28 protein-coding genes and 1 tRNA gene are annotated in these 26,333 nt (G+C 59.4%); 15 read left to right on the top strand and 14 right to left on the bottom strand.

Annotation, left to right across the window (positions count from 1 at the left end):
• Positions 1-81: 81 nt before the first annotated feature.
• From H5P28_RS11435 to H5P28_RS11420, 4 genes are read right to left on the bottom strand one after another with little or no spacing between them, the layout of a single operon-like run.
• A complete protein-coding gene (locus H5P28_RS11435) occupies positions 82-765 on the bottom strand; it encodes a hypothetical protein (protein WP_185675831.1) in 684 nt (227 codons plus the stop codon).
• Positions 762-1,286 carry a hypothetical protein gene (locus H5P28_RS11430; protein WP_185675830.1) on the bottom strand — a complete coding sequence of 175 codons (525 nt, stop codon included), beginning with the start codon at positions 1,284-1,286 and terminating at the stop codon, positions 762-764. The genes H5P28_RS11435 and H5P28_RS11430 overlap by 4 nt, the downstream gene beginning before the upstream one ends.
• On the bottom strand, positions 1,283-2,410 hold the full coding sequence (locus tag H5P28_RS11425) for a relaxase/mobilization nuclease domain-containing protein (RefSeq protein WP_185675829.1): 1,128 nt from the start codon (positions 2,408-2,410) through the stop codon (positions 1,283-1,285). Before H5P28_RS11425 ends, H5P28_RS11430 begins: the two co-directional genes overlap by 4 nt.
• Positions 2,407-2,796 (bottom strand): plasmid mobilization protein, encoded by a 390-nt coding sequence (locus H5P28_RS11420; RefSeq protein ID WP_185675828.1) that lies wholly within the window; start codon positions 2,794-2,796, stop codon positions 2,407-2,409. The genes H5P28_RS11425 and H5P28_RS11420 overlap by 4 nt, the downstream gene beginning before the upstream one ends.
• A 228-nt stretch (positions 2,797-3,024) precedes the next feature.
• Here H5P28_RS11420 and H5P28_RS11415 point away from each other — a divergent pair, with 228 nt between their 5' ends.
• Positions 3,025-4,161: a HigA family addiction module antitoxin gene (locus H5P28_RS11415; protein WP_185675827.1), complete on the top strand. Its 1,137-nt coding sequence runs from the start codon at positions 3,025-3,027 to the stop codon at positions 4,159-4,161.
• A gap of 335 nt (positions 4,162-4,496) precedes the next feature.
• Here H5P28_RS11415 and H5P28_RS11410 read toward each other — a convergent pair.
• From H5P28_RS11410 to H5P28_RS11400, 3 genes are all read right to left on the bottom strand, one after another.
• Positions 4,497-4,572 (bottom strand) — tRNA-Phe (locus H5P28_RS11410).
• A 168-nt stretch (positions 4,573-4,740) separates the two neighbouring features.
• Positions 4,741-5,580 carry an RluA family pseudouridine synthase gene (locus H5P28_RS11405; protein WP_221773409.1) on the bottom strand — a complete coding sequence of 280 codons (840 nt, stop codon included), beginning with the start codon at positions 5,578-5,580 and terminating at the stop codon, positions 4,741-4,743.
• The gene (locus H5P28_RS11400) at positions 5,577-6,374 is read right to left on the bottom strand and encodes an SDR family NAD(P)-dependent oxidoreductase (RefSeq protein WP_185675826.1); all 798 of its coding nucleotides are present in this window, start codon (positions 6,372-6,374) and stop codon (positions 5,577-5,579) included. Before H5P28_RS11400 ends, H5P28_RS11405 begins: the two co-directional genes overlap by 4 nt.
• Positions 6,375-6,437: 63 nt before the next feature.
• Here H5P28_RS11400 and hpf point away from each other — a divergent pair, with 63 nt between their 5' ends.
• Complete coding sequence (hpf, locus tag H5P28_RS11395; protein WP_185675825.1) at positions 6,438-6,812, top strand: ribosome hibernation-promoting factor, HPF/YfiA family; 375 nt, start codon at positions 6,438-6,440, stop codon at positions 6,810-6,812.
• A gap of 192 nt (positions 6,813-7,004) precedes the next feature.
• Entirely contained in the window at positions 7,005-7,367 is a 363-nt protein-coding gene (locus H5P28_RS11390; RefSeq protein WP_185675824.1) for a hypothetical protein, read from the top strand.
• A 9-nt stretch (positions 7,368-7,376) separates the two neighbouring features.
• Here the strand turns inward: H5P28_RS11390 and H5P28_RS11385 are convergent, their stop codons facing one another.
• Complete coding sequence (locus tag H5P28_RS11385) at positions 7,377-8,486, bottom strand: type IV pilus twitching motility protein PilT (protein WP_185675823.1); 1,110 nt, start codon at positions 8,484-8,486, stop codon at positions 7,377-7,379.
• Positions 8,487-8,593: 107 nt separating this feature from the next.
• On the opposite strand from H5P28_RS11385, the gene dapA reads away from it, so the two are divergent.
• From dapA to ruvA, 3 genes are all read left to right on the top strand, one after another.
• Complete coding sequence (dapA, locus tag H5P28_RS11380; RefSeq protein ID WP_185675822.1) at positions 8,594-9,484, top strand: 4-hydroxy-tetrahydrodipicolinate synthase; 891 nt, start codon at positions 8,594-8,596, stop codon at positions 9,482-9,484.
• A gap of 60 nt (positions 9,485-9,544) precedes the next feature.
• Positions 9,545-10,276, top strand: coding sequence for a 4-hydroxy-tetrahydrodipicolinate reductase (gene dapB, locus H5P28_RS11375; RefSeq protein ID WP_185675821.1), 732 nt, complete (start codon positions 9,545-9,547; stop codon positions 10,274-10,276).
• Positions 10,277-10,579: 303 nt separating this feature from the next.
• Complete coding sequence (gene ruvA / locus H5P28_RS11370) at positions 10,580-11,191, top strand: Holliday junction branch migration protein RuvA (protein ID WP_185675820.1); 612 nt, start codon at positions 10,580-10,582, stop codon at positions 11,189-11,191.
• Between the two features lie 160 nt (positions 11,192-11,351).
• Here ruvA and H5P28_RS11365 read toward each other — a convergent pair whose 3' ends face one another.
• The gene (locus H5P28_RS11365; protein WP_185675819.1) at positions 11,352-12,425 is read right to left on the bottom strand and encodes a glycosyltransferase family 9 protein; all 1,074 of its coding nucleotides are present in this window, start codon (positions 12,423-12,425) and stop codon (positions 11,352-11,354) included.
• A 31-nt stretch (positions 12,426-12,456) separates the two neighbouring features.
• Between H5P28_RS11365 and H5P28_RS11360 the strand changes: the two genes are divergently transcribed.
• The 5 genes from H5P28_RS11360 to H5P28_RS19765 all read left to right on the top strand — a co-directional run bounded on the left by H5P28_RS11360 (position 12,457) and on the right by H5P28_RS19765 (position 16,266).
• Entirely contained in the window at positions 12,457-13,410 is a 954-nt protein-coding gene (locus tag H5P28_RS11360) for a glycosyltransferase family 9 protein (RefSeq protein WP_185675818.1), read from the top strand.
• Positions 13,407-14,219 carry a glycosyltransferase family 2 protein gene (locus H5P28_RS11355; protein WP_185675817.1) on the top strand — a complete coding sequence of 271 codons (813 nt, stop codon included), beginning with the start codon at positions 13,407-13,409 and terminating at the stop codon, positions 14,217-14,219. The genes H5P28_RS11360 and H5P28_RS11355 overlap by 4 nt, the downstream gene beginning before the upstream one ends.
• On the top strand, positions 14,188-14,976 hold the full coding sequence (locus H5P28_RS11350; RefSeq protein ID WP_185675816.1) for a galactosyltransferase-related protein: 789 nt from the start codon (positions 14,188-14,190) through the stop codon (positions 14,974-14,976). The genes H5P28_RS11355 and H5P28_RS11350 overlap by 32 nt, the downstream gene beginning before the upstream one ends.
• 192 nt (positions 14,977-15,168) lie before the next feature.
• Positions 15,169-15,879 (top strand): HAD-IA family hydrolase, encoded by a 711-nt coding sequence (locus H5P28_RS11345; RefSeq protein ID WP_185675815.1) that lies wholly within the window; start codon positions 15,169-15,171, stop codon positions 15,877-15,879.
• Positions 15,880-15,897: 18 nt separating this feature from the next.
• Positions 15,898-16,266, top strand: a complete 369-nt coding sequence (locus H5P28_RS19765) for a DciA family protein (RefSeq protein WP_185675814.1) — start codon at positions 15,898-15,900, stop codon at positions 16,264-16,266.
• A gap of 477 nt (positions 16,267-16,743) precedes the next feature.
• Here the strand turns inward: H5P28_RS19765 and H5P28_RS11335 are convergent, their stop codons facing one another.
• From H5P28_RS11335 to H5P28_RS11325, 3 genes are read right to left on the bottom strand one after another with little or no spacing between them, the layout of a single operon-like run.
• On the bottom strand, positions 16,744-17,574 hold the full coding sequence (locus H5P28_RS11335) for an SAM-dependent methyltransferase (protein WP_185675813.1): 831 nt from the start codon (positions 17,572-17,574) through the stop codon (positions 16,744-16,746).
• The gene (locus H5P28_RS11330) at positions 17,571-18,395 is read right to left on the bottom strand and encodes a glycine/sarcosine N-methyltransferase (RefSeq protein ID WP_185675812.1); all 825 of its coding nucleotides are present in this window, start codon (positions 18,393-18,395) and stop codon (positions 17,571-17,573) included. Before H5P28_RS11330 ends, H5P28_RS11335 begins: the two co-directional genes overlap by 4 nt.
• 43 nt (positions 18,396-18,438) lie before the next feature.
• Positions 18,439-18,972, bottom strand: a complete 534-nt coding sequence (locus H5P28_RS11325) for a MarR family winged helix-turn-helix transcriptional regulator (RefSeq protein ID WP_185675848.1) — start codon at positions 18,970-18,972, stop codon at positions 18,439-18,441.
• Between the two features lie 528 nt (positions 18,973-19,500).
• Here H5P28_RS11325 and rpsO point away from each other — a divergent pair.
• From rpsO to surE, 4 genes are all read left to right on the top strand, one after another.
• Complete coding sequence (gene rpsO / locus H5P28_RS11320) at positions 19,501-19,767, top strand: 30S ribosomal protein S15 (protein ID WP_185675811.1); 267 nt, start codon at positions 19,501-19,503, stop codon at positions 19,765-19,767.
• A gap of 169 nt (positions 19,768-19,936) precedes the next feature.
• Positions 19,937-22,192: a polyribonucleotide nucleotidyltransferase gene (locus tag H5P28_RS11315; protein ID WP_185675810.1), complete on the top strand. Its 2,256-nt coding sequence runs from the start codon at positions 19,937-19,939 to the stop codon at positions 22,190-22,192.
• Positions 22,193-22,358: 166 nt separating this feature from the next.
• A complete protein-coding gene (locus tag H5P28_RS11310) occupies positions 22,359-22,820 on the top strand; it encodes a hypothetical protein (protein ID WP_185675809.1) in 462 nt (153 codons plus the stop codon).
• Between the two features lie 7 nt (positions 22,821-22,827).
• On the top strand, positions 22,828-23,610 hold the full coding sequence (gene surE / locus H5P28_RS11305; protein ID WP_185675808.1) for a 5'/3'-nucleotidase SurE: 783 nt from the start codon (positions 22,828-22,830) through the stop codon (positions 23,608-23,610).
• 124 nt (positions 23,611-23,734) lie between these two features.
• On the opposite strand, the gene H5P28_RS11300 is transcribed toward surE, so the two are convergent.
• Positions 23,735-24,529 carry a PEP-CTERM sorting domain-containing protein gene (locus H5P28_RS11300; RefSeq protein WP_185675807.1) on the bottom strand — a complete coding sequence of 265 codons (795 nt, stop codon included), beginning with the start codon at positions 24,527-24,529 and terminating at the stop codon, positions 23,735-23,737.
• 82 nt (positions 24,530-24,611) lie between these two features.
• Complete coding sequence (locus H5P28_RS11295; RefSeq protein ID WP_185675806.1) at positions 24,612-26,306, bottom strand: hypothetical protein; 1,695 nt, start codon at positions 26,304-26,306, stop codon at positions 24,612-24,614.
• Positions 26,307-26,333 lie beyond the last annotated feature (27 nt).

Below are 26,333 nucleotides of genomic sequence, written 5' to 3'. Positions count from 1 at the left end.
GCGTAGGCACCATCCGCCCACAAAAAAGCACAGCCTGAAATTTAGCTGTGCTTTGGGTCTACGGCCTTGACGCCTACAACTTTACCGGCTGGGACCGGAGATGCCTCTCGCTATAGAAAGCTCAGCCGGGCGCGTCTTCATCCGGTGCCAATCCTTGAAGCGTTTGTCTGCGTAGTCGCTATCCTTGCGAATCTTCTCCACCTGAATGTTTTTGGCGTAACATCGATCCACCGTCACTATGTCGCTGTAGGTTGCCCGCTGTCGCTTCGTGTAGTGCCGGGCATGATGTGCTCCAGCGCGAAAGGCCTCAAACTCATCCTTTGCGATCCCCGCCTCCAGCCACATGCGCACGTAAAGTGACGCGCCAAAGATGTAGAGCCAATCGTCCTTTCGTCCGATTTCATAAATCTGATTCCAGGGGAAAAGGTGCCAGTTATCGCTTAGTTCAATCAGCAGCCACCCCCGCTCAACGTATCCACCAAAGGCAGGGATGCAGGCTGTCGGTTTACGGGGTACAGCACCATAACCAGCGAACGAGACCACTTCCCCTAAGCATCCAACCGATGGAGCGGGTGAGGCCTCAATACTTCGGCAACGTCGATGCATCAGCTTGAGAAAGAGGAACTCAAGCCCTTTGCCCTCCACCTTGAACACGCTCCCTGTCATGCTCAAAACATACAGTCCGTCTGACTGATAGTGGACGGATGCCAGCGCGTTTGGCTGCATCAGACCGTCTCCGATGTGAAGTACATGGGGGTAGCTCATTCTCTGCCCTCTTCCACGAATATCTCACGGAATGACTGAGGCCGGGGCGGTTCGGATTCCTGATCAACATGATAAATCCAGAGCCCTAACCCTGCTACCGATACCAACTGGAAGAGGAATAACAGCACCACAAACAGCTTCCACTGCCAGAGCCTAGCAGATTCTCGAACCTCGTCGAGTTGCCGGGCAGTTTCAGCCGGTACCTGCTCCGTCCAAGTTTTGCGCGTCACAGCGTTCTTCGATGCCTGTGCCGCCTCCTGACTGCGGCGAAGACACCCGGATACCATCTCATGCTGCCTCTGTTCCCACTGCCGACGAGCCTCGGCTTCGGCCTCTTGAGCCTGCTTGGCCGCGTCCGCACGATTCGTGTAATCCTGAAGGATTTTGTTAATGAGTTCCTCCGGCGTGATCGGCATCTCCGACTCCGGTTCACCTGAGTCCTGAGCACGTTTATGCGCACGCTCGGCCCGCCTCCTTTGCTCATCACGGCGTTTATCTTGGTCATCTTGATTCTCACTCATAGCAGTGTCCTCCCGATGGGGTTAGAGCGGGAGCCAACGGTTGGCCCGCTTAGCGTTGAGTCGAAGGCGTCAAAGGCATCCAAGAGTCGGGCTGCGGCGCGAAGAGTTCGTTTCATCGTCTGGGCCATGTTCACCTTTTTCTCTCTAGTATATCCTGCAAGGTTTCGACTTGGGTTAACTGCACGTCCATCAAATCGCGCACCCCTTGATTGAGGTTGCTGATCTGATCGTGCAGGGCGTTGAGGGCTTGCTCCAGTTGAGCGAGCAATGCCTGTTGTTGTTCCAGCGGCTGCCGCAAGGCTTCTTCGAGGTTGCCCGTGAGCACCTCGATCCAAGCGGGTAACTGCGCTGCGTATTGGATTGATTTTGTATTTTCCATTTCGATTTATTTTTGTGTTGAGGGTGCGTAGTGGTAAACCAATACAACTCCCCGAAAATTTGATTCCTTCGGCGGCAAACGATACGCCGGTAACGGTGCCCGAACGGTTGCGCCGCCAGCGCACTTCAACTCCTTGTTGATGACACAAGGCGATAAAGTCCTCGGTCGAGCTGGCTCGGTAGGCACAGGCTCGGATGCGCTCGGCGACAAGGAGCTTGTCCGGTACGGGGTGAGCGGCTTTGCCTTCATGGTACAGCCGGTCGGCCTTCTCTAATTCGTCTTTGTTAAGTCGGACCTGCTGGGAGCGCGTGGCCGTCTGCTGAAGCCCGAGATCAACCTCGGCCCGCTGGCATAGCTGCCGCATGCGGTGCCGGTCGTTGCTGGTGCTGACGGCTTTGCCGTCCAGCTTGATTCGGTTGCCGATGAGATGGATGTGCTCGCAATCCGTGTCGTAGTGTTTGACCGCTACGAACTGCTCAAATCCGTACTCGTCGGCGACCTGCTGGGCGAAGCTGGCCCATTGGCCGGTGCTGAGGGCTTCGCCCGTTTTTAAAGAAAAGGCCAGATGGGCGACGGGCTTCTTGCAGCGGGAGTTGAGCCCGGCAAGCTGGCTAAACTCAGCAATCATGCCATCCGGGTCCGCGGCGGAAAGGTTGCCGCCGACAACCTCCGGGCCTTTGGTCGGTTTCATGGCATAGCCCACGACTCGACCGAAGCTCTCCCGGTAGTTGATCCGGGCAATCATAGCCGCCCTCCTTTCTCTTGTCTGATCAAGTCTGCCCGGATTGATGCCAACTGCTGCCGTAGCTCGTCCAGCGTTTCCAGCACACGCCCTGAGTTGGGACTGGCCTCACTGATATGACAGATGTGGGTGAGCTGGTTGAGGTTGGACGCCACCTTGGACAACGCCCACCACTGGTCCCCATTGATCGTTGGGATGGCCGGGCTCACCTGCACGTGGGACGCCAAGGCGGCGTCACGAAGGAAGGTACTGTGGGTTTTCCCGGCGGCGGCAGACTTCCGGGATATCACAGCTAGGTCAGCGGCACTGAGCTTGCAGGTCACGGGGATATTCCGGGCCGTGTCAGGGTCGGTTCGTCGGGACTTTTTCGGGGTACATTTCCGGGGCATGGAAATAGTTTAACCCGAACGCAATTTTTATGACGGATATTTTTTCATAAAAATTAATATTTTTTAAAAACAAGAGTTTTAGGGGAGCCGTCAGGTGCACCTAAAACATATCTTGCCGACGCTACCTAAAATACCACCAATGCTTGATGGAAGTATCCGTTGCCCTCCCCATCTTGGCGTAAGTAATTACGATTGACAAAACTACTACCGCTAGATTTATTTCGTATCATGTCAGTCCACAACGATCCAATCTCTCCAGCCGATTTCTTAAACCAGCGGATACAAGAGAACAAACTAACGGCATATAAACTATCCAGAGAAACCGGACTCCCACAGTCTCGCTTAAGTGAAATATTATCTAGTAAGCGACGAATAACCACCGAGACCGCATTGGCACTGTCTCAGTATTTCAGGGAAAGCCCCGATGTTTGGATGTCCATACAAGCCAAATGGGATATCAATGAATCCCAAAAGGATGGAAGCCATAGAGTGTTGGCACATGGGACCCTTAAACTCGGTCCATTTGCAAACATTCCATGTTATGTGCTGGACGACAGTACTAGGGTGATTTCAGCAAAAGAGTTTTCAGGTATTCTGCAAATAGGGACTAGTTACGCCAATGCATCAAAACTAGCGAATCTGCTCGATCACCCAATGCTTAAAAGCCAGAAAATCAAAGACTTAATAAAGCGGGTAAGCAAGCCCTTGAAATTCATCAACGAAAAGGGAATTGTTGCGTACGGCTATGATGGCAATATAATAGTCGATTACTGCAAGGCCTTGTTAGATGTCCGTAGACAGACCCGGGGGCAAGTGAGCAAGGTACTGCTTAAGGCAGCAGATATGGCGGAGGCCATGATCCTGTCTTTAGCGGAGTTGGGTATTCAAGCCCTGATCGATGAAGCTACTGGTTACCAGCTAGTTAGACACCGGGACGAATTGCAAAACCTCTTTGATCGATTTTTCCGAAAAAACTATGCGGCATGGGCAAAAACATTTCCTGATGAGTATTACCAAAACCTTTTTAGGCTAAAAGCATGGAAATGGAGTGCTTTGTCATCAAAACGTCCTCCCGTCGTTGGAAAGCTAACGAAAGACATTGTCTACGAAAGACTAGATGAGGATGTACTTTTGGAGTTAGAACGCCTTAACCCCGCCAACGACAAAGGACGCCGAAAGGTTAAACATCATCAATGGCTTACCGAAGAAATAGGGCATCCACGGCTTGCTGGCCATCTTTACGCAGTGATAGGACTAATGCGTGGACAAAACAACTGGGAAAGCTTCTATCACCTACTCCAACTTAGCTTCCCAAAGAAAAACGAGCACGTTCAACTCGAACTGGCCGACTTGGGGAATACTTAGACAGTAGAAGAAAATCGGTCAAAAAACGGTTCCAGATACCATAAGCACGGCATTAAGGATTGGACTCCCCGCCTCTCCTATATTGGCAAAAGCGTGCAAGATTTTGCCGGAAGGAGGGGATCGAATAGCTCCATGGGCAGCAAAAGGCAGCACTCTTAGGATGGTGAGCCAAGGGCATCAAAAGGTCCGGTTCGGTTCAGACAGGCCTCGATTGGCCACAAATGGCCCGTTTAGAGGAAATAAAAAATGGCACAGTTATGGCACAGTGATTTTGGATGGTCACTAACCGCAGGCACAAAAAATCCCGTAAACCGCTGGATTTACGGGATTTAAAGTGGTGGCCAGAACGTGAATCGAACACGTGACACAAGGATTTTCAGTCCTCTGCTCTACCAACTGAGCTATCCGGCCAAAGGGTTGTTGTTGCACGTAGCCAAGGTGGCGGACGTGAAACGAAAAAGTGAGATTCAGCAAGGATCAGCATCGCACGCCGGAGGCGTTGGAATCGCGGGCTGTTCCTGCGGAATGAACTGGTTGAGAACAAGAAAACGGGAGATGCTACGCGTGCAAGCCTGCTGGTCAACTGGAAAAACCGTAATTCTCAGCAGTTTTCTTCACCTCGGGCGCGGCACAGTAGGCGTCAATGTCGATCCCCATCACTTCGCGGGCAAATTGCGCCATGTCCCAGGCCAGTGGAAGGCGGAATTGCGGCCCGCCGTCAAAGGTCAGGCTCGTGGCGTGGAGAGCTTGACGGCGCATGGGCAGGGCGGCGTCCAGCCGGGGGGTCCACCCCTCGGTGATGAATTCCAGAAAAAGCGTGTCATCCGGGCCGTAAATTTTGTCACCGGCGATAGGGTGTCCCAGCCAGAAGGCGTGAGCGCGGATCTGGTGCTTGCGACCAGTCTCGGGGTGGACGCGCACCAGTGTGTAACCGCCGCCACTAGCCAGCGGTTCAAAGGCGGTAACTGCCTTTTGAGCCGAGCGCGACTTGCGGACGGTCACCCGCGCGGCGACCTGGGACTCGAGGTCCTTGGCCAGCGGCTGGTTAACGGTCACCAGCTCGGTAAGTTCGCCGCTCATGATGGCAAGGTACTCCTTGTTGACCCGGCGCTCCTGAAAGGCCATTTGCAGCCGCCGGGCCGAGGCCGGGCGCTTGGCGATAAGGACGATCCCACTCGTTTCCCGGTCCAGTCGCGCGACCAGGTGAAGCGTTTCCAGACCGGTCAACTCCCGGCAGGCCCCCACCAGACTGGACCAGGGGCCGTTCTTGGAGGGGTGACAGACGATCCAGCCCGGCTTGTCGATGACCAGCACATCCTCGTCTTCGAAAACGATCCACTCCCGCAGCTCGGCGGGATCGATCAGTTCGGCCTCCCCGCTCATGGGGGGCCAGGTGGAAAAATGGCGGGGTTCGCTCACGGTTGGCGGATTTTGCGCAGGGTGCCTCCTGAGAGCTTGGTCACGAGGACTTTGGGCAATTTGGAGGAAATGCCGACGCCCATTTTGTTCCAGAAGCCCGTGGTGACGATCCACTTGCGCTTGAAATACGCCTTCATGGACTCTTCCACCACCGCGTCCGGGGTCGTGCCGACGTTGATCGGGGACTCCTTAAAGCCCGCCGCCCGGAAAAAGTTCGTCGCCGTCGGGCCGGGGCACACACACAGCACGCGGACGCCCTTGCCCTTGAGCTCGTCGCTGAGGGCCAGGCTCCAACTGTGCAGGAAGGACTTGGTCGCGCCGTAGGTGGCCATGAGCGGCGTGGGCTGGAAGCAGGCGGTCGAGGCGACATTAATAATACCGCCACCGCGCTCGATCAGCTTGGGCAGGAGGCGTCCGGCCAGGTGGACGCAGGCCCGCACATTGAGGTCGATCATGGTCAGGTCGCGCTCCAGCGGCTGGCTGTCGAACTCACCGTAACCCCCGAATCCGCTGTTATTTATGAGCAAGACTTCACCGCCGGGATGTTCGTCGATAAAAGTCTGAATGTCGGGAACGACCCGCTCGATCTCCTGTCCTAAAGTTAAGTCACACGAGATGTGCCTCACTCCCTGATCCAGCCACTTTTTAGCGGGATTCGAACGAGAGAGGTTGCAAATCGCGGGATTCCCCTCTAGTTTAATTAAAGAAGCAATGAAGCTTTCCCCAATTCCAGATGATCCGCCCGTAATAACCACGGCGGATATTTTTTTGTCGGCATGCTTTAAGCTACTCATTTCGCGACGGGTGGGTATCTAAAAAAATCCATTACGTCATCAACCACTAACCGGAATATGCGTATGAACAACAAAGAAGTGATCATCTCCGGTCTTCATATCGACCTGACCGAGGCCCTCAAGAATCTCGTGAACGAGAAAACGGAGAAGCTCTTCCAGCATGAGGAGCGTATCATCCGTATGCGAGTCGATCTTGAATACAACCTCAACAAGGGACATGGAAAGACGGAAGAGTTCATCGCCAAGGGCCATATCGAAATCAACGGTGCTCCGTTGGTTGTGAGCGTGGCCAGCGAAGACCTCTACAAGTCGATCGACGAGATGATCATCAAACTTGACCGCAAACTGAGGCGCCGTTCGCGGCTGTACCGGGTCAAGCGGAAACAACCCCATGAAGTCGATGTACCGTCTCGCTTGCCCAAGGTGAGCGCCGCCTGATAACGCTGCGCGCTACCAATCATATTCGATAACCCATTAACTCAAAGACGTTTAAGCCCGGCCATCTCGGCCGGGCTTTCTTTTTACCCGGAACACGCCGCCCACCAACCGCCGGGCGGATGGCGACACGAACCGGGACGATTTTTCGGAATGCCGTTGACAGGCTCGCTCCCCTGCCGCATCCCCCATAGCATGTCTATTCAACTGTATAAAGTCATCCACCTGGTCGGTGTGATGATGGTGTTTCTGGGCTACGGGGGTTTAATCGTGCGCGGCTTCCTTGACCGCGACAATAAGGGACTGCGCGTTCTCGGCGCAGTCACCAGCGGCGTCGGGTTGCTGCTTCTGCTCCTGGGCGGATTCGGTATGGTCGCCCGTTACGGCGGCGCGATCAGCTACCTCGACGGCTGGCTCATCGCCAAATACGTCATCTGGCTCATCCTCGGTGCCGCCATCGCCATTATCAACCGCAAGCCCAAGCTCGGCATGCCCGCCTGGTGGGCCATCCTCATCCTCGGTGCCGCCGCCGCCTACCTCGGCATCATGAAGCCCTAGCTGCGGACTTTACCCGACGATGCCGCCGGAGCTGAGGAAGATGCCCTTGAGGTTCATTTCGAGGGCCTTGGGGTTGGGGGAATAGGCCAGCGCGTCCTGTTTGCCGACGACCCCCGCCTTGACCAGGCGGTAGAGATCCTGATTGAAGGACTTGGAGCCGACTTCCTCCCCGGCCTCGATTACGGCTGGGATTTTCTGGAACTCGCCGTCTTCGATCACCTTGCGCCCGAGCGCGTCCACGACGAATATTTCCACCGCCGGGACACGCCCCTCGCCTTCCAGCTTGGGCAAAAGGCGCTGGGTGACGGTCGCCCGCAGGCCGATGGCGATCTGCCGCCGCATGCTCTCCTGCTGGTTGACCGGGAAAAACTCGAACAACCGCTGCACCGCCTGCTGAGCGTTGGAGGCGTGGATCGTGCCAAAGACCAGGTGCCCGGTCTCGGAGGCGTGCAGCGCGGTCTCGAAAGTGGCGCGGTCGCGCATCTCACCGATCAGGATGATGTCCGGGTCCTGCCGCAGGACGGCCCTCAGACCGGACTCAAAGTCCGGAGCGTCGAGCCCGATTTCGCGCTGGTTGAAGATCGAGCGCTTGTCCGTGTAGTTGAACTCGATCGGGTCCTCCAGCGTGACAATGTGGCGCTCGAAGTTCTCGTTGATATACTCCAGCATGGCCGCGAGGGTGGAGCTTTTGCCCGAGCCGGTCGGCCCGCAGATGAGCACAATCCCGTCGCGGGCCGAAACCAATTGCTGAAAAACCGAAGGCTCGTGGTTGAGGTCGGCGAAGGTCGGCGGAGTCTCCTTCACGTGCCGAAAAACGATGCTCGGCGTGCCCCGCTGGTAAAAGCCGTTGACGCGGAAACGGCCCAGCCCGAGGTCGTTCAGGTCGTAAGAAAAGTCGATCTGCCCGTTCTCTTTCCAATCCTCGTAAAACGAGGCCGGCATGGCCGCCTCCAGAAACTCCCGCACCTGCTCGGGAGTCAGCGGGTCCATGTCCACGACCTCCAGCTTGCCGTGCAAGCGCAGGTAGGCGGGCTTGTTGGACTTGACGTGGATGTCGCTGGCGGAGTTTTCCACCGCCAGTTGCAGCAGGCTGTTGAAAGTTTCAGTGATTACGGACATCGGTAGGGTCGGCATTTTCCCGTTGTCATGCTCCCGGCTTTGGCGCAACTTGTTCGGTCAAAATAACGGGGCAGCATTCTTGCCCGCTGATCCTATTTCAACCGACCATGAACACAACCCAATTTTACGGCGTCCACACCGCCCTCGTCACCCCGATGCGCGCGGGTGCCGTCGCCTATGACGACCTGGAGCGGCTCGTCTCCAGCCAACTCGAAGGCGGGATCAACGGCCTGGTCGCCGTCGGCACCACAGGGGAGTCCCCCACCCTCAACCACCAGGAGCACGCCGAGGTCATCCGGCGCATCGCGGCGCAGGCCGGGGGCAAGGTGCCGGTGCTGGCCGGGACCGGCTCGAACTCCACCACCGAGGCCGTCGAACTGACGCGCGGGGCCGACGCCGTCGAGGGCGTGACCGGGATGCTCCAGGTCGCCCCCTACTATAACAAGCCCAGCCAGGAAGGGCTTTTCCGGCACTTCAGCGCCGTGGCCGAGGCCACCGACAAGCCGATCATCCTTTACTCGATCCCCGGCCGCTGCGGCATCTCCATCGGGGTGGACACCTGCGCCCGCCTTTACGAAGCCTACCCGCACATCTGCGGGATCAAGGAAGCCGGCGGCTCCTCCGAGCGCGTGGCCGAACTGGTCCAGAAGCTCGGCCCGGACTACCTGATCCTCTCCGGCGACGACTCCCTGACCCTGCCTTTCATGAGCTTCGGGGCCAAGGGCGTGATCAGTGTCGCCTCGAACCTCGTGGTCGCCCCGCTGGTTGAGATGGTCCAGCTCGCGCTCAAGGGCGACTACGCCGCCGCCGAACTGATCTCGCGCAAGTACTACGGCCTCTTCAAGACCCTTTTCATCGAGCCCAATCCCGTGCCCGTGAAGTACGCCATGCATCGCCTCGGCCTGATCTCCTCCAACGAGGTGCGACTGCCCCTGTGCGAAATGACCGCAGCATCCATTGCCCGGCTTAGCGCTGTCCTCGGCAAGCTCGGCCTGTAAAGCGTGCCGCGACATTCCCGGCCTCCAGCCCTTTAACCTTTTAGCCATTTAGCAATTCTCATGGTAAAAATCCTCCTCAACGGTGCCCGCGGTCGCATGGGCCAAGCCATTCAGGCCATTGCTGCCGCCGAAGAAGTCGAAATCGTCGCCGCCATTGACATGGGCGACGACCCCGTGCCCGGCCTCAAGGAGTGCGAAGTCGCCATCGACTTCAGCTTCCACGAAGCCACCGCGCCGCTGGCCAAGCTTTGCGCCGAGTACGGCAAGCCACTCGTCATCGGCACCACCGGTCACACCCCGGAGGAGAAGGAAGCCGTCGCCGAGTACACCGCCCAGATCCCGATGGTCTGGGCCGGGAACTTCTCGACCGGGGTCAACCTGCTCTTTTATCTCGTCGGCAAGGCCGCGAAAATCCTCGGCCGGGAGTACCACCCCGAGCTGATCGAGATGCACCACTGCCACAAGAAGGACGCTCCCAGCGGCACCGCCGAGCACCTGCTGGAAATCATCCGCGCCGCCCGCGGCCTGACCCCCGAGCAGGAGATGCATGGCCGCAAGGGCCTCGTTGGTGAGCGCCCCGACGACGAGATCGGCGTCCACGCCCTGCGCGGCGGCGATGTCGTCGGCGACCATACGGTGATGTTCGCCGGTCCCGGCGAGCGTATCGAGCTGACCCACAAGGCTTCCGACCGCCGCATCTTCGCCCAGGGCGCACTCCGCGCCGCCCACTGGGTCGTCGGCAAGCCCATTGGCCTCTACCGCATCGAAGACGTCCTCGGCCTCCGCGACTAGGTGCGTGGCCGCACTGGACTTTAAGGGCCTGAGCCCCTACGGAGCCAGAAAGGCTCCTACCCCGGGGGCAGGCGGACGGGACACAGAGCAGCCCCCCGCCTACGCGACTTTAAAAGGTCGCGGCTTCTTGCTACGTGGTCGGTGCTACGTGAGCATACGCTCCCCGTTCCTTCTTTTCGCTCTTTGCGGCCTTCCTGTAAAAATCCCCAGTTCACCCGTTTATAACGGTATCAGGCCGGAGTGGAAAAGTCCGTCATTTTGCCCTTTGTGTCTTGGCGTCTTTGTGGTTAATACCCTCTTTCTATGATCGTCTCGCTCGAAGGCAAACTCGTCGAAGCCGCCCCCCTGTCCGCTGTCATCGAAGCCAACGGTATCGGCTACGAGGTCTTTATCCCCGTCACCACGGCTGAGAAGCTGCCCGGCATCGGACAGACCGCCCGGCTGCACACGCTAGCCGTCTATCGCGAGGATTCGCAGACGCTCTACGGCTTCGCCACCCGCGAGGACCGGGATTTCTTCCGCCTGCTGGTAGAAAAAGTCTCCGGCATCGGCCCAAAGATCGCGCTCAACATCATGAGCCGCATGTCCGTGGCCAGCCTGCGCACGGCCATCGCCCACTCCGACATCGCGCTGCTCTCCAAATGCCAGGGCATCGGCAAAAAAACCGCCGAACGCCTCGTGATCGAGCTGCGCGACAAGGTCTTCCCCGGCGGCATCCCCGCCGCCGCTCCGTCCGCCGAAGGCACCGGCACGGAAGGAATTCTCGTCGGGGGCTCCAGCTTTCAGGACGCGCTGGCCGCGCTGGTCACGCTCGGCTACAAGCCGCCCGAAGCCGACAAGGCCCTGCGCAAAGCCCAGGATAAACTCGGCCCTGACGCCAGCACCGAAGCCCTCATCAAGACTGCTCTCGGCTGAGCCGCAAGGACAGACAAGACCGATTCAAAATAGCTTTTGTTTTAAGTAGGAGGGTTATGCGAGAGGGTGTTTTTTGAAAAAAACACCCGCTCGCGCTCTCCCCAAAAAAACTCTGCGTCTTTGCGCCTCTGCGGTAAAAAAGCAGAGAACCCCAACTACCTCACACCTTGGCCAGGGCGTCCTGCACCGTGCCAACCATCTCATCGATCCCGATTCCTTGAAGTCCCTCATCGGTGGCTTCACCAATAACGTGCGAATGGTTTACGCCGTCGGGCATCCATTCGACGAGATTCTCGTAGTTGCGGAACCAGGTAAAAGTGGGCGACCCAACCATGAAAGCCAAGTTCATCGCCCCGGAATCGCCCCCCAGATGAAGTCTGGCTCCAGCGATGACAGCGGCCACTTCCAGCAATGAAAGATCCCCGCTGAACGTCCGCCACGGCTCGAAATCCAGCCGCGCCAGCAGTTCGCGGAACTTGCCCCGCTCGCGCTCGTTGGGGGCGCAGGAGAGCACCAGCTTGAGGCCGGGGTTGTCCGCTTGCAGGCGGTTGAGAAAAGCCGTCAGCAGCGGGAGCGGAAGCTCCTTGTAGTCAAGGGTCGTAAAAGGGCTGACGTGGACGTAGCCGCCGTCGAGGCCGACGCGTTGGCGAGCCTTTTCCTTGAGTTCGTCCGGCACGACCACGCCGAATTCCTCGTTAAACGGCGGGAAACCAGCCTTATCCAGGCACTGGCAGCGGGCACGGTAAACGGGCATCTGCCCGAAAGGGGCGCTCACCCAGTCGGTGTAGCACCATTTCCAGAAAAGCGAGACCTTCGGCGGCACCCGGCCGAGACGGTGGCGGGCGCGGGTGAAGGCGGTCAGGATGCTGGAGCGGTCCGAGCCGTTGACATTGATGACGGCGTCGTAGCGGGCCGCCCGCAATTGGCGCACGCGCGGCAGGTCTTTGAGCAGGCTTTCGGACTTCGGGAAGCGCGGGTAGCCGAGGATTTTGTCGATCCAGGGAGTCAGCTTGAGCACGTCCTTGATGTGGTCGGCCACCATCACGTGAAGCTCCGCCTCAGGAAGTGCTTGCCTGATGCGGTAGCAGGCCGGTATCAGTTGGACCGTGTCACCCAGAAAGCCCAGATCCAGCACGAGCACTTTGCGCGCATCCTTGATCTTGCGGTAAAAATAGCCTGCCCCCGGACTGTCCGAAATTATACTCACCGTGAAGAAGCTGAGGATTCTAGCCATCAAGTTCAAGTTTCTTGGTGATGTAATTATCATGATCCCGGCGCTGCGCATGCTCCGGCGACACTGGCCCGAGGCCGAACTGCACGTGCTCGTGGCCTCCGAAGCCGCCCCCTTTCTGCAAGGACTGGACTGGATCGACCGCGTCTGGAGCCTCCCGCGCACACGCGGCAAAATCCGCCTCGGAGACAGTTGGCCGACCCTGCGCGAGCTGCGACGGCTCAAGTTCGACCGCTCGGTGGACTTCGTCGGCAACGACCGGGGGGCCATCGTCAGCCGCCTGATCGGGGCAAAAGAACGCCTCGGTGTGCTCGCTCCCAAGGGATTCGCCGGCCGCAAACTGTGCTACACCACAGTCGTTGATGAGATGGACCAGACGCGCCACGAAGTCGTCCGCGACGCCTGGGTCCTCAGCGGCTGGGACGTGCCCTACCGCGAAGACGAGACCACCATCCGCCTTGCCCCGCCTCCCGAGAGCGCCGAAGCCAACGCCCTCGTCCCCGCCGGGACCATTCTCTGCCACCTTTCCACCAGCCAGCCCCGCAAGGAATGGCCCGCCGCCAACTGGGCCGAGCTGGACCGCCGCCTGCGCGCCGCCGGGCACGCCACGGCCTTCACCTCCGGCCCCAGCGAACGCGAGCAGGAGCTTTTAAAAGCGCTCGCCGCCGTCGCCCCGCAGGCCGTTATCCTGCCGCGCTTCGGCAGCCTCGGGGCCTTCGCCGCCGCCGTCGCCCGCGCCCGGATTTTCGTCTCACCGGACACCGCCCCGCTCCACTTGGCCGCCGGGCTGGGCGTGCCCACGCTCGGGCTTTTCGGCCCCACCGCCTCCAGCCGCTGGGCCCCGCTCGGGGAGCGCAACCGCCACCTCCAGGGCGGGCTTTGCCCGTGCTCGCCCCACGCCCGCGTCTGCGCGCAGGACAAACGCTGCATTGACACGATTTCGGTCCATCAGGTAGTCGAGACGGTCATGGAGATGCTTGCCCAATGAGTACCGCCCGCGGCCCGCTCCCGCTCACCGTTTGCCTCCTCGCCCACAACGAGGCGCACCGCATCCGTGCCTGCCTCGACGCGGTCAAGGACATGGCCTCGGAGATCGTACTGGTCTATAACGACTGCACTGACGGCACCGAAACCATCGCCCGCGACGAGTACGGGGCCAAGATTTTCGAACATCCCTGGCAAGGCTTCCGCGAGCAGAAAAACCTCGCCCTCGACCAGGCCACCCAGCCCTGGGTGCTCAACCTCGACTGCGACGAGATCGTGGACGAGACCCTGGCCGCCTCCCTGCGGGCCTTTATCGAAGCCGACGACCCGGCCTTCGCTGGTGCGCACTTCCCGCGCAAGGTCTGGTTCCTCGGGCGCTGGATCAAGCACGGCGACTGGTACCCGGACCACTGCCTGCGCCTCATCCGGCTGGGCAAGGGGCGCTGGGGCGGCAGCCCCGAGCACACGAAAATCGAGCTGGAAGGCCGCAGCCAGTTGCTTGCCGGCGACCTGCTGCACTACTCCAACCCGACGCTCAACAGCCAGATCGAAAAAATCAACTACTACTCGGACATCTACCTGCGCCGCCAGCTCGACGACGGTAAAAAGTGGTCGCTCACGCACGCGCTTTTCCGCCCCTTCTGGCGGTTCTTCCGGGCCTATTTCTTGCGCCGGGGCTTCCTCGACGGCTTCCCCGGCCTCTACATCGCCAGCCTGACCTCCTTTGCCACGCTCGTGCGGCACAGCCGCCTCTACGAGTACAACACCACGCCCGAAGTCCGTGAAAAATTTCAGCCTCGGCCTGATTGTTAACACCTACCGCAACCCCCGGGCGCTGGACAAGGTCCTGGCCGCCATCCACGGGGGAACGGAGCTGCCACACGAAGTCATCCTGGCCGAAGACGACGAGGACGCCGCCACTGCCGCCGTCGCCGCCGATTGGCGCGACCGCCTCGGCTGCCCGCTCGTCCACTGCTCGCAGGCAGACAAGGGCTACCGCCGCTCGCGCATTCTCAACCTTGCCATCGCCCGCGCCACCAGCGATTACCTCGTCTTCATCGATGGGGACTGCATCCCCGGCAAACGCTTCGTGGCCGACCACAAGGGGCTGGCCCGCGAAGGCTGTTTCGTACAGGGCCGACGCACCTTTCTGGACGAGAAATCCGTCCCCGCCTTCCTCGACGGCCGCGCCAGCGCACGGAAGCTGTTCTGGACGGGGAAAATCTCGGGTCGCTTCAAGGCCATCCGCCTGCCCGTCCCGAAGATCAAACGCAACCGCGAACTGCACGGCGTGCTCGGCTGCAACCTCGGCCTCTGGCGCGAGGACCTGCTCGCCGTCAACGGCTACGATGAATCCTTCGAGGGCTGGGGCGCGGAAGACTCCGACCTGGCCGCCCGGCTCTACCACCTCGGCCGCGACCGGCTGCTCGTGCACGGGCGGGCCGTCCTGCTGCACTTGAACCATCCCTTCCTCCCCCGCGACGACTACGCCGCCAACAAGGCCCGCCTGCAGCAAACCCTCGACTCGGGCCGCATCCGCTGCGAGCACGGGGTGGACGCACACCGGTAGCACACATTCATTTCTCCACCGTAAGGATATTTAACAGGAAGACCGGGAAGAACGGGAATGTGCGCCACAGACCTTTTCTTTCTGTTCTTCCCGACCTTCCTGTTAAAATCATTCACATTCTGGGACGCGGATAAGACCCCGGCCACGATTTAGCTTCGTCAAGTGCCGGAAGCGGCGTTACCCTTGGCCGCCATGTTTAGCGACATTCGCGCCATTACCTTCGACGTTGCCGGGACGCTGCTCTCGCCCCACCCCTCGGTGGGCGAATCCTACGCGGCGGCACTGGAGAAGTTCGGCGGCGAGGCCCGGGCGGAAGAGCTTCAGGCTCGCTTCGCGGCGGCCTTCAAGCAGGTCAACGCCGGGCCGCGCGGGGGTATTCTCAACCGCGAAGGCTGGCAAGAAATCGTAGCACTTACCTTCGCGGGTCTGTGCCCACCGGAAAAGTTGCCCGCGCTTTTTGACTATCTCTGGGAGGGCTACGCCCGCCCCTCCAGTTGGCGGATGCTTCCCGGGGTGCGCGAGATCCTTTCCCGGCTGCGCGGACGCGGCTACCGGCTCGGCATCCTCTCCAACAACGACGAACGCCTCCTGCGACTCCTGCGCGAACTGGAGCTGGACGGCTTTTTCGACGCCGTGGTGCTGTCCTCCGTCGTCGGCGCTGGCAAGCCGCACCGAAAAATGTTTGCTGCCGCCGAGGAGGCCCTCCAGGCCGAACCGGCCCACCTGCTCCACATCGGGGACACCCCGCACGAGGACATTGCCGGGGCGCTGGCCTCGGGCTGGCGGGCGGTCCAGGTCGGGCGTCAACGGGCCTTCACCGACGAGCGCGGCGATCCCACCCCCGGCGTACTGCACCTGGAAGGTTTGCCCGAACTGATGGCCAGACTTGCGCCCCAGCCCTAAACCCGCTTCTGTATACGCGTGCACTTCCGGCCCGACATCGAAGACCTTATCGCCAGCCTGCGCGGCATCCCCGCCAGGCGCAGCCGGGCCAAGATGCGCAGCGCCACCACCCTGGACAACCTGGTCGAGGTGATTTTCGAACGCTACCAGATCGGGAAGGACAACATTGAAGATGTCATCATGGCCAACTGGAAAGACGTTGTCGGCGAGCGCACCGCCCACCGTTGCCGCCCGCAGCGGCTCGTCCAGGGCCGCAAGCTGATTATCCTCGCGGGCAGCCCCGTCATCCGGCAGGAGCTTCAGTTCAATCAAAACCGCATCCTCCGCAAGATTCAGGCGCTGCCCGGCTGCCACACAATCAACGAAATCGTCATCCTCAACGGTTGATCAAAAACCGAATGGCTAAATAGTTAAATGGCTAATTGTTGTTATCTACGTTCAGCATCCAACAATTAACAATTAGCCATTTAGCCATTCAAAGGCTGTGGCTACAGTATTTTTTGAAACGCTATAAATGGACAGGCCGTATGGGGCTTTGCGCCTGCGCGTTCTGCAAGCACTTTGCATTACATCAAATTATCTAATGGGCTCTTAAATTATACTTAAACTGGCCGATAGATAATCATTACCCCGAAAAGCACTCGTTCCCCTTCTGGAAGTCCCCATCCACTTGACTTTCCACCCTCGGAAAATCCCGTGATAGACAGCATACAAAATAGGTTCCTCAGGGAATCTCGCCAGTACAAAACAACCATCCATGGCTAATCGTACTGGCAAGCGGGCCGCAGGCACGCATGCGGCCCGCTCCTGAGCTACCGGTTTTTTCAAGAAAGGCAGCTTCGCCCGGTGCAGACTCCACCGATCTTAGCCTCTGCCCTTCTGGTAGGCCAGGATTCCCCACGTCAGCAGACCTGCATTCCCGGCGTCAATCCAGTGGCGCAGGCCGCGTTTCATGGACGTAATGTACTCCGCGTTAATCATGTCGGCAAGTTCCTGCTCACGCTGCTCCAGATTGCTTAGCACGGCCTGATAATGGATCGGAAGCTGGTCACTGTGGTCATCAAATCCGGTCTTCTCCCAGCCCAGTTTTTCGGCGTAGCTGTCGTAGTCCTCCACGGAACCCATCGTGTCCAGATGGATGCGGTCCAGAACGGGTTGCAGGGCATCGCGGCCCACTCCGCCTTTCTGCATTGGGTCTGTAAAAACGAAGCGACCGCCAGGCTTGAGGATGCGGTCCACCTCACGGAAGACCTGGAAACGGTCCCCACTGTGCAGGATAGCATCCTGTGACCAGACAATATCCGCCAGCCCGTCGTTGAAAGGCATGTCCTCGAAATTACCGTCCACCACATCGATCAGGACCGAAAGGGTCTGCTCGTCGTTCATCTGGCGGTTGCGGGTATTCTGCACGCGACTGAGGTTCAGGCAATGGACGCGGTACCCCTTTTCGCGGGCCAGGTAGCGGGCAGCACCACCGTACCCCGAACCGATGTCCACCACCGTGCTCCCGGCGACGTAGTCCTCCAGCCGGGCAGACATGCGTTCGACCGTGCGGCGGCTGGCCTCGAAGATCGACTCTTCGCGCCGATGGTACATCCCGATGTGGATGTCCTCCCCGCCCCAGACCTGGTAGTAGAATTCATCCGCGTCGCGGCTGTCGTAGTACTGCTCGGTTTTGGCAACAACTTCGCTCATGACGGCTCCTCTTCGTTCGGGTAGCGCTTTTCGGCCACATGGACGAAAAAGTCGGGCTCGTCCTGCTGGTAGGTTTCCTTGAAATCACCATAGGTGGTTACGGTCTGGAAGCCCACTTCACGCATCAGGTTGACGAGATAGTTCCGGCGTAGCGGGAACATGTTCAGGTTATAGCTCGAGCCGTCCGGAAAGCGGTAAACGAAACGCGCCAGCCCCTCGTCCACGTGCTCGGGCTCGGCCTGCACGTTTTCCCCGCAATAGTAGTAGGTGTGGCGGGGCTTGCTCCCGGAATCGAGCATGATGTCGTAGTTGCGCTGGTCGAGAATGAGGATCCCGTCGTGGCGCAGCGCGGCGTAAAACTCCGCCAGCGCCTTGCGCCGGTCTCGCTCCGAGAACAGGTGCGTGAAGGAGTTTCCAAGGCAGATGACGGCGTCGTACTTGCCGTGGACATCGCGGTTGAGCCAGCGCCAGTCGGCCTGCACCGTGCGCATGACGTGGCCGTTGGCCCGCGCGTTGCGGAAGGCCTGCGAGAGCATGGCGGGCGTGCCGTCAGCACTGATCACCTCAAAGCCCTCGTTGAGCAGGCGCACGCTGTGGAACCCCGTCCCTGTGGCCACATCGAGAACTTTTTTCGCACCGCGTTCCTTCAACAGATCGATGAAAAAGCGGCCCTCTGACTGGGCACGCTGGTCCCAGTCGATCAATTCATCCCACTTCTCAACAAAGCCGCCGATGTACTCGTCCACGTACTTACCGGTTTCGCGAACTGCGATCGGATCGTCGCCGTAGTCTTGTTTCAATTGTTTGGCTGTGTTTGTCATAAATCCCAAAAAATATGCCGGTCCCCGTGCCCGGCGCGGCCACTCAGGCCTTGAGGTCGGGGCGAGTCTCCAAAATGGGGGCGGCCTCCGCGTGCGTCTCCACTGCGGGCATGCCCTCCATCAGGTCCAAAATTTTCTCCAACGACAGGGCGATGGTGGCCCGCTCAAGCTCAGGCAACCCCTCCAATCCCTGGGCCAACCCGTCCTGCAACGGCGAAGGCGAAGCCGCTACCAGGGCGCTCCCCTTTTCGGTCAGGTCGAGCCGGACCTTGCGTCGGTCGCGTACCGAGCGGCGGCGGGCGATCAGCCCATGCGCCTCCAGCCGGTCAATGATTCCCACCAACGTGCTCGGACTTAAAAAAACCTCTTCCGAAAGCTCCTTCAGCGTCAGCGCGCCCAACTCGTCGAGCTTAAGCAAGCAGACCAGTTGCGGCACAGTCACGCCGTGCTCGTGCGCCAACCGCCGCGAATAAACGTCCACCGAGCGGATAATCCGCCGCAGCGACTTCAGGATGCGCAGGTCGTAGCGCCCCCTGGGAACCAGCGGCAGCGTTTCCAGGCCTGCGTCCGACGGCATTTCAACCTCCGGCAAGCCCTTTGAATCAGGAATCGGCATATGTTCGCACCATTATTCGCACACGAATCATTTGGTCAAGAACCTTATTGCGCATCCCACAGATATATACTCCAAGCGGAATATTATACGGTTATCCTTCTCCTATGATAAGCCGGTCCGTAGTACCGAACAGGAAACCTCGGGCTGGTCAGCGGGCCGCAGGCACGCATGCGGTCCGCGCTCAGGGTTCCGAAAGCCCCGCCGGAATCCTGGGCGCGGAAAAGCTTTCGGGTCAGGCCAATTGGACTGCGGCGACTCTCCGTAACGCTCCAATCCAGCCACTTCCTGGGCGCAAGGGGCGCGAAAAAAGTCCTTGAAAGCCGCCGGTAAAACCACATGCTCCTTGCCTTTGCGTTAGAAGTCGGCGGCTCGTTCGCCCGCTTCCGCGGCCCAGCGCCCACGGGCGCTGTTAACGGTACTCCCGGCGAGTGGCTGGAAGTACGACCCTCCTTCGAGCGGTCCAGGCGTCGTGCAATAGAAAAACATCAAATGGCTGAAGCTGTAGACAAAAACAAGGTTATCGGAGAATACAAGGTCCACGAAAAGGACACCGGCTCGTGCGAAGTGCAGGTTGCGCTTCTGACGGCCCGTATCGCCCACCTCACGGACCACCTGCGCACGCACCGGAAAGACTTCCACTCGCGCCGCGGGCTGATCGCCATGACCTCGCGCCGCAGAAAGCTCCTCAACTACCTGAAGCGGACCCAGCTCGACAAGTACAACGAGCTCATCGCCCGCCTCGGTCTGCGCCGCTAGTCCCAGCAAAGGCCGCCCAACGCATGTTCGGGCGGCTTTTTTATCACTTTTGGGGCAGGCCCGTGCGCTTCCGAGCCTGCGGACCCGGCCCTGAACAAACCCTAAGCGTCATGCCGGCGCTACGACGTCCGACCCGTCCCCGGCATATCCAAGAATAAGATACAATCCTATGAAGCAAAAATACTCGGTCACAGCCAGTGACCTCGGAATCACGATCTCGACGGGCACCATCGCCAAGCAGGCCAGCGGTGCCGTCACCATCTCTCTGGGGGAAACGGAAGTTTTCGTCAGCGCCACCGCCGCCAACTCCATGCGGCCCGGCCAGGACTTCTTCCCCCTGACGGTTGACTACCGCGAAAAGTTCTCCGCCGCCGGGCGTTTCCCGGGCGGGTACTTCAAGCGCGAAGGTCGCCCCTCGGAAAAGGAAATCCTTACTTCCCGCCTCTGCGACCGTCCCCTGCGTCCGCTCTTCCCCAAGGGCTTCCTCAATGAAGTCCAGGTCATCGGCATGCTCATGACCACCGACCTGGTCAACGAACCGGACATCCTCATGGTCAACGGCGCTTCCGCCGCCCTCATGTGCTCCGACGTGCCGTGGAACGGCCCCATCGGCTGCATCCGCCTCGGCGAAATCGACGGCGAGTTCGTGGTCAACCCGACCAACGAGCAGATGTTTGAATCCACCCTCGACCTCATCTACGTCGGCAACGAAAACGAAATGATGATGATCGAAGGCTCGGCCGACCAGATGACCGACGAGCGCTTCGTCGAGGCCCTGGAGTTCGCCCACAAGGCCATCCAGCCCATCATCGCCGCGCAGAAGGACCTCGCCGCCCAGGTGGCCAAGGCCAAGAAGGAATTCGAGCTGCACAACGCCAAGCCCGAAATCCTCGACATGTGCCGCGAACAGACAGCCGGCAAACTCGCCGAAGCCGTTTTCCAGGACAAGAAGCAGGACCGCGAGGCCGCTGTGGACGCCCTCAAGGAAAGCACCGCCGAGTTTGTGAAGGCAAAGGTCGGCGAAGAAAACTTCGACGAGAACCAGATCGCGATGGCCTTCGAAGTTCTTCAGGAAGAAGTTTACCGCCAGAACATCCTCGACTCCGGCAAGCGCGTTGACGGCCGCGGCCCCGAGGACCTGCGCGCCATCTCCTGCGAGACCGACGTGCTCCCGCGCGTCCACGGCTCCGCCCTCTTCCAACGCGGTGAGACCCAGAGCGTCGTCAATGTCACGCTCGGCACCACCCGCGACACCCAGGAGCTTGACGGCCTCACCGGCGGTCCCCGCTCGAAGTCCTTCATCCTGCACTACAACTTCCCGCCCTTTTCCGTCGGCGAAACCGGCCGCTTCACCGGCCCCGGTCGCCGCGAGATCGGTCACGGCGCGCTGGCCGAGCGTTCGCTCCTGCCCGTGCTCCCGCCCGAGGACGAGTTCCCCTACGCCATCCGCGTGGTCTCCGACATCATGGAGTCCAACGGCTCGACCTCCATGGCCTCCGTCTGCGGCGGCACCCTCGCCCTGATGGACGCCGGCGTGCCGATCACCGCGCCCGTCGCCGGGATCTCCTGCGGCCTCGTCACCAAGACCGACGAGAACGGCAAGATCAACCAGCACGTCATCCTGACGGACATCATCGGTGCCGAAGACCACTTCGGTGACATGGACTTCAAGATCTGCGGCACGAGCGAAGGCATCACCGGCTTCCAGCTCGACCTCAAGATCCACGGTCTGCCCTTCGAAATCGCCAAGGAAGCGATCAAGCGCAACAAGATCGCCCGCGACAAGATCCTGAGCGTCATGACCGCCGCCATCGCCAGCCCGAACTCCGAGCTGAAGGAACATGCCCCGCGCATCGAAACCCTCCAGATCGACCCGGAAAAGATCGGCATGCTGATCGGCCCCGGCGGCAAGAACATCAAGCGCATCACCGAAATCACCGGCGCGCAGATCGACATCGCCGAAGACAACAGCGGCCGCGTCAACGTCTTCGCCACCGATGGCGAGAGCATGGCCCGCGCCGTCAAGGAAGTCGAAATGGTCACCGCCGAAATCGAAGACGGTAAGACCTACAAGGGCATCGTCCGCTCGACCAAGGAGTTCGGCGCTTTCGTCGAATGCCTCCCCGGCCAGGAAGGCCTCGTCCACGTCTCCGAGCTGGCCGACTTCCGCGTCGAAAAGGTCGAGGACGTCTGCAAGGTTGGCGACGAAATCGTGGTCAAGTGCATCGGTCGTGACGACCGTGGCAAGGTTCGCCTGAGCCGCCGCGCCGCCCTCGCCGAAGCCCAGGGCATCCCCTACGAGCCCAAGCCCAAGCCCGAGCGCAGCGGTGACCGTGGTGATCGCGGCGACCGTGGCGGACGTGGCCGTGGTGGTGATCGCGGAGGCCGTGGTGGCGACCGTGGCGACCGCCGCCGCCGCGACTAGGTTGCACCTAGTGGCATTGAAGGGCTCTGCCCTTACGGAGCCAAAAGGCTCCTATCCCGCGAGGGACACTGCCATCCACAGGCAACATTCTTTAGCAAATCCCGGTTCCGCAAGGAACCGGGATTTTTCTTTTGCCAATAAAGGATATTTATAAAAGCCATTATGTATGACAGCAGAAAAACACATCGAGTGGGAAAAAAGAAAAATCCAAATAGAGACAAGATGGGAACAACTCTATGAGTTGGAGAAAGAATGGGGTAAAGAATCGATTAAATACCTAATGGTAACGAATTCTGGTGGAGCGATTACTACGTTGAGCTTCATTGGCGCTGCGAACAACATTTTCTACAGTTGGCTGATCATTACATCTCTATTATTGTTCTTTATCGGCATCATTCTAAGTGGATGCCTGGTTGCATACGCATATTTTTCATGCGCCAAACTGTTCAAGAATTGGCAGAATGACGTCTCGGAATTCTTTCAGGGTAACATCAGTCACGAAGAACTCCAATCAAACGATCAATCTCTAGTCTCTTCGGGCAAAACAGAAAAACGTTTGGGACTCATTGGATTTGCCTGCTTTATTCTGGGCGGTGTTGCTGGACTAATCTGCCTTTTTTTGAATTAATAACCCAATGTCCAAACCGCTTGCACTGATTACGAACGACGATGGCATCGACTCCTGGTTCCTGCGGGTGCTGGTCGAGGCGATGCAGAACGATTTTGAGGTGGTCGTGGCCGCCCCGATGGGTGAGCAGAGCTGGATCGGCCGCGCCATGAGCCGGCGCCGCGAAGTCCACATCGCCGAAAACGAAACTCTCGGCTGCACTGCCTACGCACTCGACGGCACGCCCAGCGACTGCGTAAACATCGCCCTCGGACACCTCATGGGCGAACGTAAGCCCGACGTGGTCTGCTCCGGCATCAACCTGGGCTACAACGCCTGCCTGCCGCTCATCCTCTCCTCCGGCACCGTGGCCGGGGCAATGGAGGGGGCCTTCTGGGGGCTGCCCGCCGTCGCCTTTTCCCATGTCATCCCGCAGGTGGACTTCGAAGCCATCCGCGAAAAGCACGGCCGCGCCGAAGGCGAAATGGCCGACTCCGTCCGCTGCGCCGCCGCCTTGAGCACGAAGATCGCCCTCTCTCTCGTCGGGCAAAAGCCCGCCTCCCCCACCGTGCACAACATCAACTTCCCCCGGCGCACCTTCGCCGACAGCGAAGTTGTGCGCACGATCCCCTCCCCTATGCCGATGCACTCGCTTTTCGCAAAAGCCGGAGACAGCTCCTTCCGCTTCAACAAGGTCGAACGCGAACCCGCCCCCGACGGCCAACTCGACGACATGGAGGCACTCAACGCGGGCAAAGTCAGCCACACCGTGCTCGACCTGGCCTCCATCGCCGCTCCCGTTCCCGTCTGAGCAAATTAACGTCATACTTTTTGAATACACGTCACCGGTCTTACCCGGTCACAAAAAAGCGCCTCCCGACCGGGAGGCGCTTTTGCATGAAAGCAGTGCAGTATTCTTAAAACCTTGTCCTCTACTACTTGCGCAGACGGCGGCGCAGGGCCACGAAGGCGAGTGCGAGACCACCAGCGATAGCCGCGTAGGTGGAGGGCTCCGGCACGACGTTACCCGAGATGAGGATGTTGTCCAGCATCAGAGGGTTACCCAGGACGATGTTGTCAACCGTCCCGCGAATCCAGACGGAAGAACCGCTGCCGGAAACGTTATGGGAGAAGGCCTGGCCCGTACCACCATCGGCAATCGTGCTGGTGACGGTGTCTTCACTGATCGAGGAGAAGCCACTGTCAAAGCTGGTGTAGCTCACTTCCCAGAGGATAGTGGAGCTGCCTGTACCAGTTTGATTAGCGGCGGCATAGCTCAGAACGATGTCCGAGTAAACACCTTCACTCAGGCCATTGATCTCAATGACAAACGTGCTCCCGCTGGCGTCACCGAACGGCGTATTGTAGAACAACAGTGAAGACGGAGTCGTGTACTGGTTCAGATTCGGCGCACCAACACGGTCGGACAGGATATTGTTCTGCGGGAGATTGAATGCTTCGTAACCTGCAGTGCCGGGAGGGAAACCGCCCGTCATATTGAAATTACTCGAACCATTCGTGCCTCCATAATAAAGGCTACCGTTGGAGGTACCCTGAAAGCCGCCAGTATCAGCGGCATCGGTGTCACCGGTGATATCAGAAATGTCGCCCACAGCAAAGCTGCTGTTTCCGCCATTGCTCATACCGTTGAAGGAAAAGCCAACCAGGATATCCGCGTTCAGCAGAGAAGCGGCGCCAAAGATGGCTGTCGCGAGAAGGATTTTTTTCATAGATTTTTATGTTGTCGCAGGGGAGGGATAACCTCCCCTGCGCATCAGGATTTGTTTATTAACAATTGTAATTCGACCAGGATTAAAGGCCCGAATTGACGAGGATGCCGCGAGCATTCATGGCGGTCCATCCGTTGGTGTAGAGCGGGGTGTAGAAGCTCGGCGCGAAGGCACCGCTGTAGGTCACTTCGTCGAAGAAGGTACCTGTGTATCCGACAGTGGCCGCAACCGCGGTAGCCGAGAGCGGAACCGGATTGACACCATTGGCGGTGGTCTGGTCGTTGGCGTCGGCAGCGTTGCCGGTCTGGCCGAAGAACGGATTGGAGGCGCCGGAGTTGGCGACCACGTTACCGAAGGCACCAGGGCAGGTGATACCGGTCACGCCGGAGGTGGCATTATTGGTGAGGATTTCCAGCGTGGTGTCGTTGGCAGCTACATTGGCAGCGACACTGTCACCGACCTTCCAGAAGAGCGTACCGGCAATGTTGAGGGTACCGGCAGCAGCCTGTTCCGTGGCACTCGGGTTCGGGTAGCCATAGAGGATGGCGGCGTGCGGTGTGTTGGAGCCATCAACATTGTAGTTGTCGGAGCCGAGGACCTTGACCAGGCCGTTCTGGCCGTTTTCGGCGAAGGCAACGATGGAGTTGTAGAGGTTGCCGCCGAAGTTGTGGCGCAGGCGCAGGATCGCACCGTCGCTGAAGGTCCGGCTGTTGCCACCGAAGAAGGTGATGTTGTACAGGGTCGGGCTGGAGAAGGGAGCGCCGTTAACCGTGTTCAGGTTATTGCCGGGCTCGCCCACGTCGTCGCCGTCCCATTCAGCCAGGCTGGCCGGTCCGAGCAGCGCGGCGGTATCACCAGCCAAGCCGTTACCGAGAATGAAGGCAAACTGGACAAAGCCGGTGTAGCCCTGGTCAAGGTCGAGGGAGTCGTCCTTGGCGTAGCTGATCATGAGGTACTTCAAAGCTGCGGTGCCGCCGAAGATCTCGATACCGTCGTCCGAGGAGCAGTAGATGTCGATGTACTCGAGCTGAGTGCCGTAGCCAACAGCGCCAAGGGTCAGCCCCTGCTGCTCACTGGCGTTACCGAAAGTCGAACCGGTGTGGCGGATCGAAACGTAACGCAGGGAACCAGAGCTGTCATTGGGCTGGCTGCCACCATATACGAACTCGGGCTCATTGATGCCAAAACCTTCGATGATGCCGAGTCCGGGCTGCGTCGTGTACGGAGCATAGCCCACGTCAGAAGCATTGATACCGAGATTGGTCGGCGCATTACCGAGCAGCGTAACAGCTCCCCACAGCGAGGTGTTGGCGTACGAGGTCTCGGCGTCAACAACGGTGACGGGAGGCAGCGGGTTATTCTTCGGGTCGGCGTCCAGGAAAGTGTCACCGGACTGCCAGCGCTGGCGGTTGGTATCAGCAGCGGTCGTGAAGATGATCGGGTTGCTGGCGGTGCCTTCGGCGATCAGCGTACCGTCACGGGCAACAACCAGAGCACCGGGGATGTCGGTATTAGGATCAAACTCCGGCTGGCCGCGCATGATGACGCCCGGCTGCAGGGTCAGGGTCATGCCCGCGGGCACGACGAGATTTCCTTCGATGATGTAGCCATCGTTTCCGTTGGCGGGGAGGTTGACGTCCGCGGTCAGAAGATACATCTTCCGTCCGCTGTCATAGGAAATGCCCGAGTACGTTTGGTCGAGCACGATCGGCGCAGCAAAGGCCGAAGCGACTGACATGACAACGGCGGTAGCGCCTAGTGTGAGTTGTTTGGTCATAGTAGTGTTCAGAGTTTGTCAGGGTTG

It is taken from the genome of Ruficoccus amylovorans, from assembly GCF_014230085.1.
Classification (GTDB): domain Bacteria; phylum Verrucomicrobiota; class Verrucomicrobiia; order Opitutales; family Cerasicoccaceae; genus Ruficoccus; species Ruficoccus amylovorans.
The sequence above is the reverse complement of the archived record's forward strand: the minus strand, read 5'-3'. Positions and strand labels throughout refer to the sequence as shown.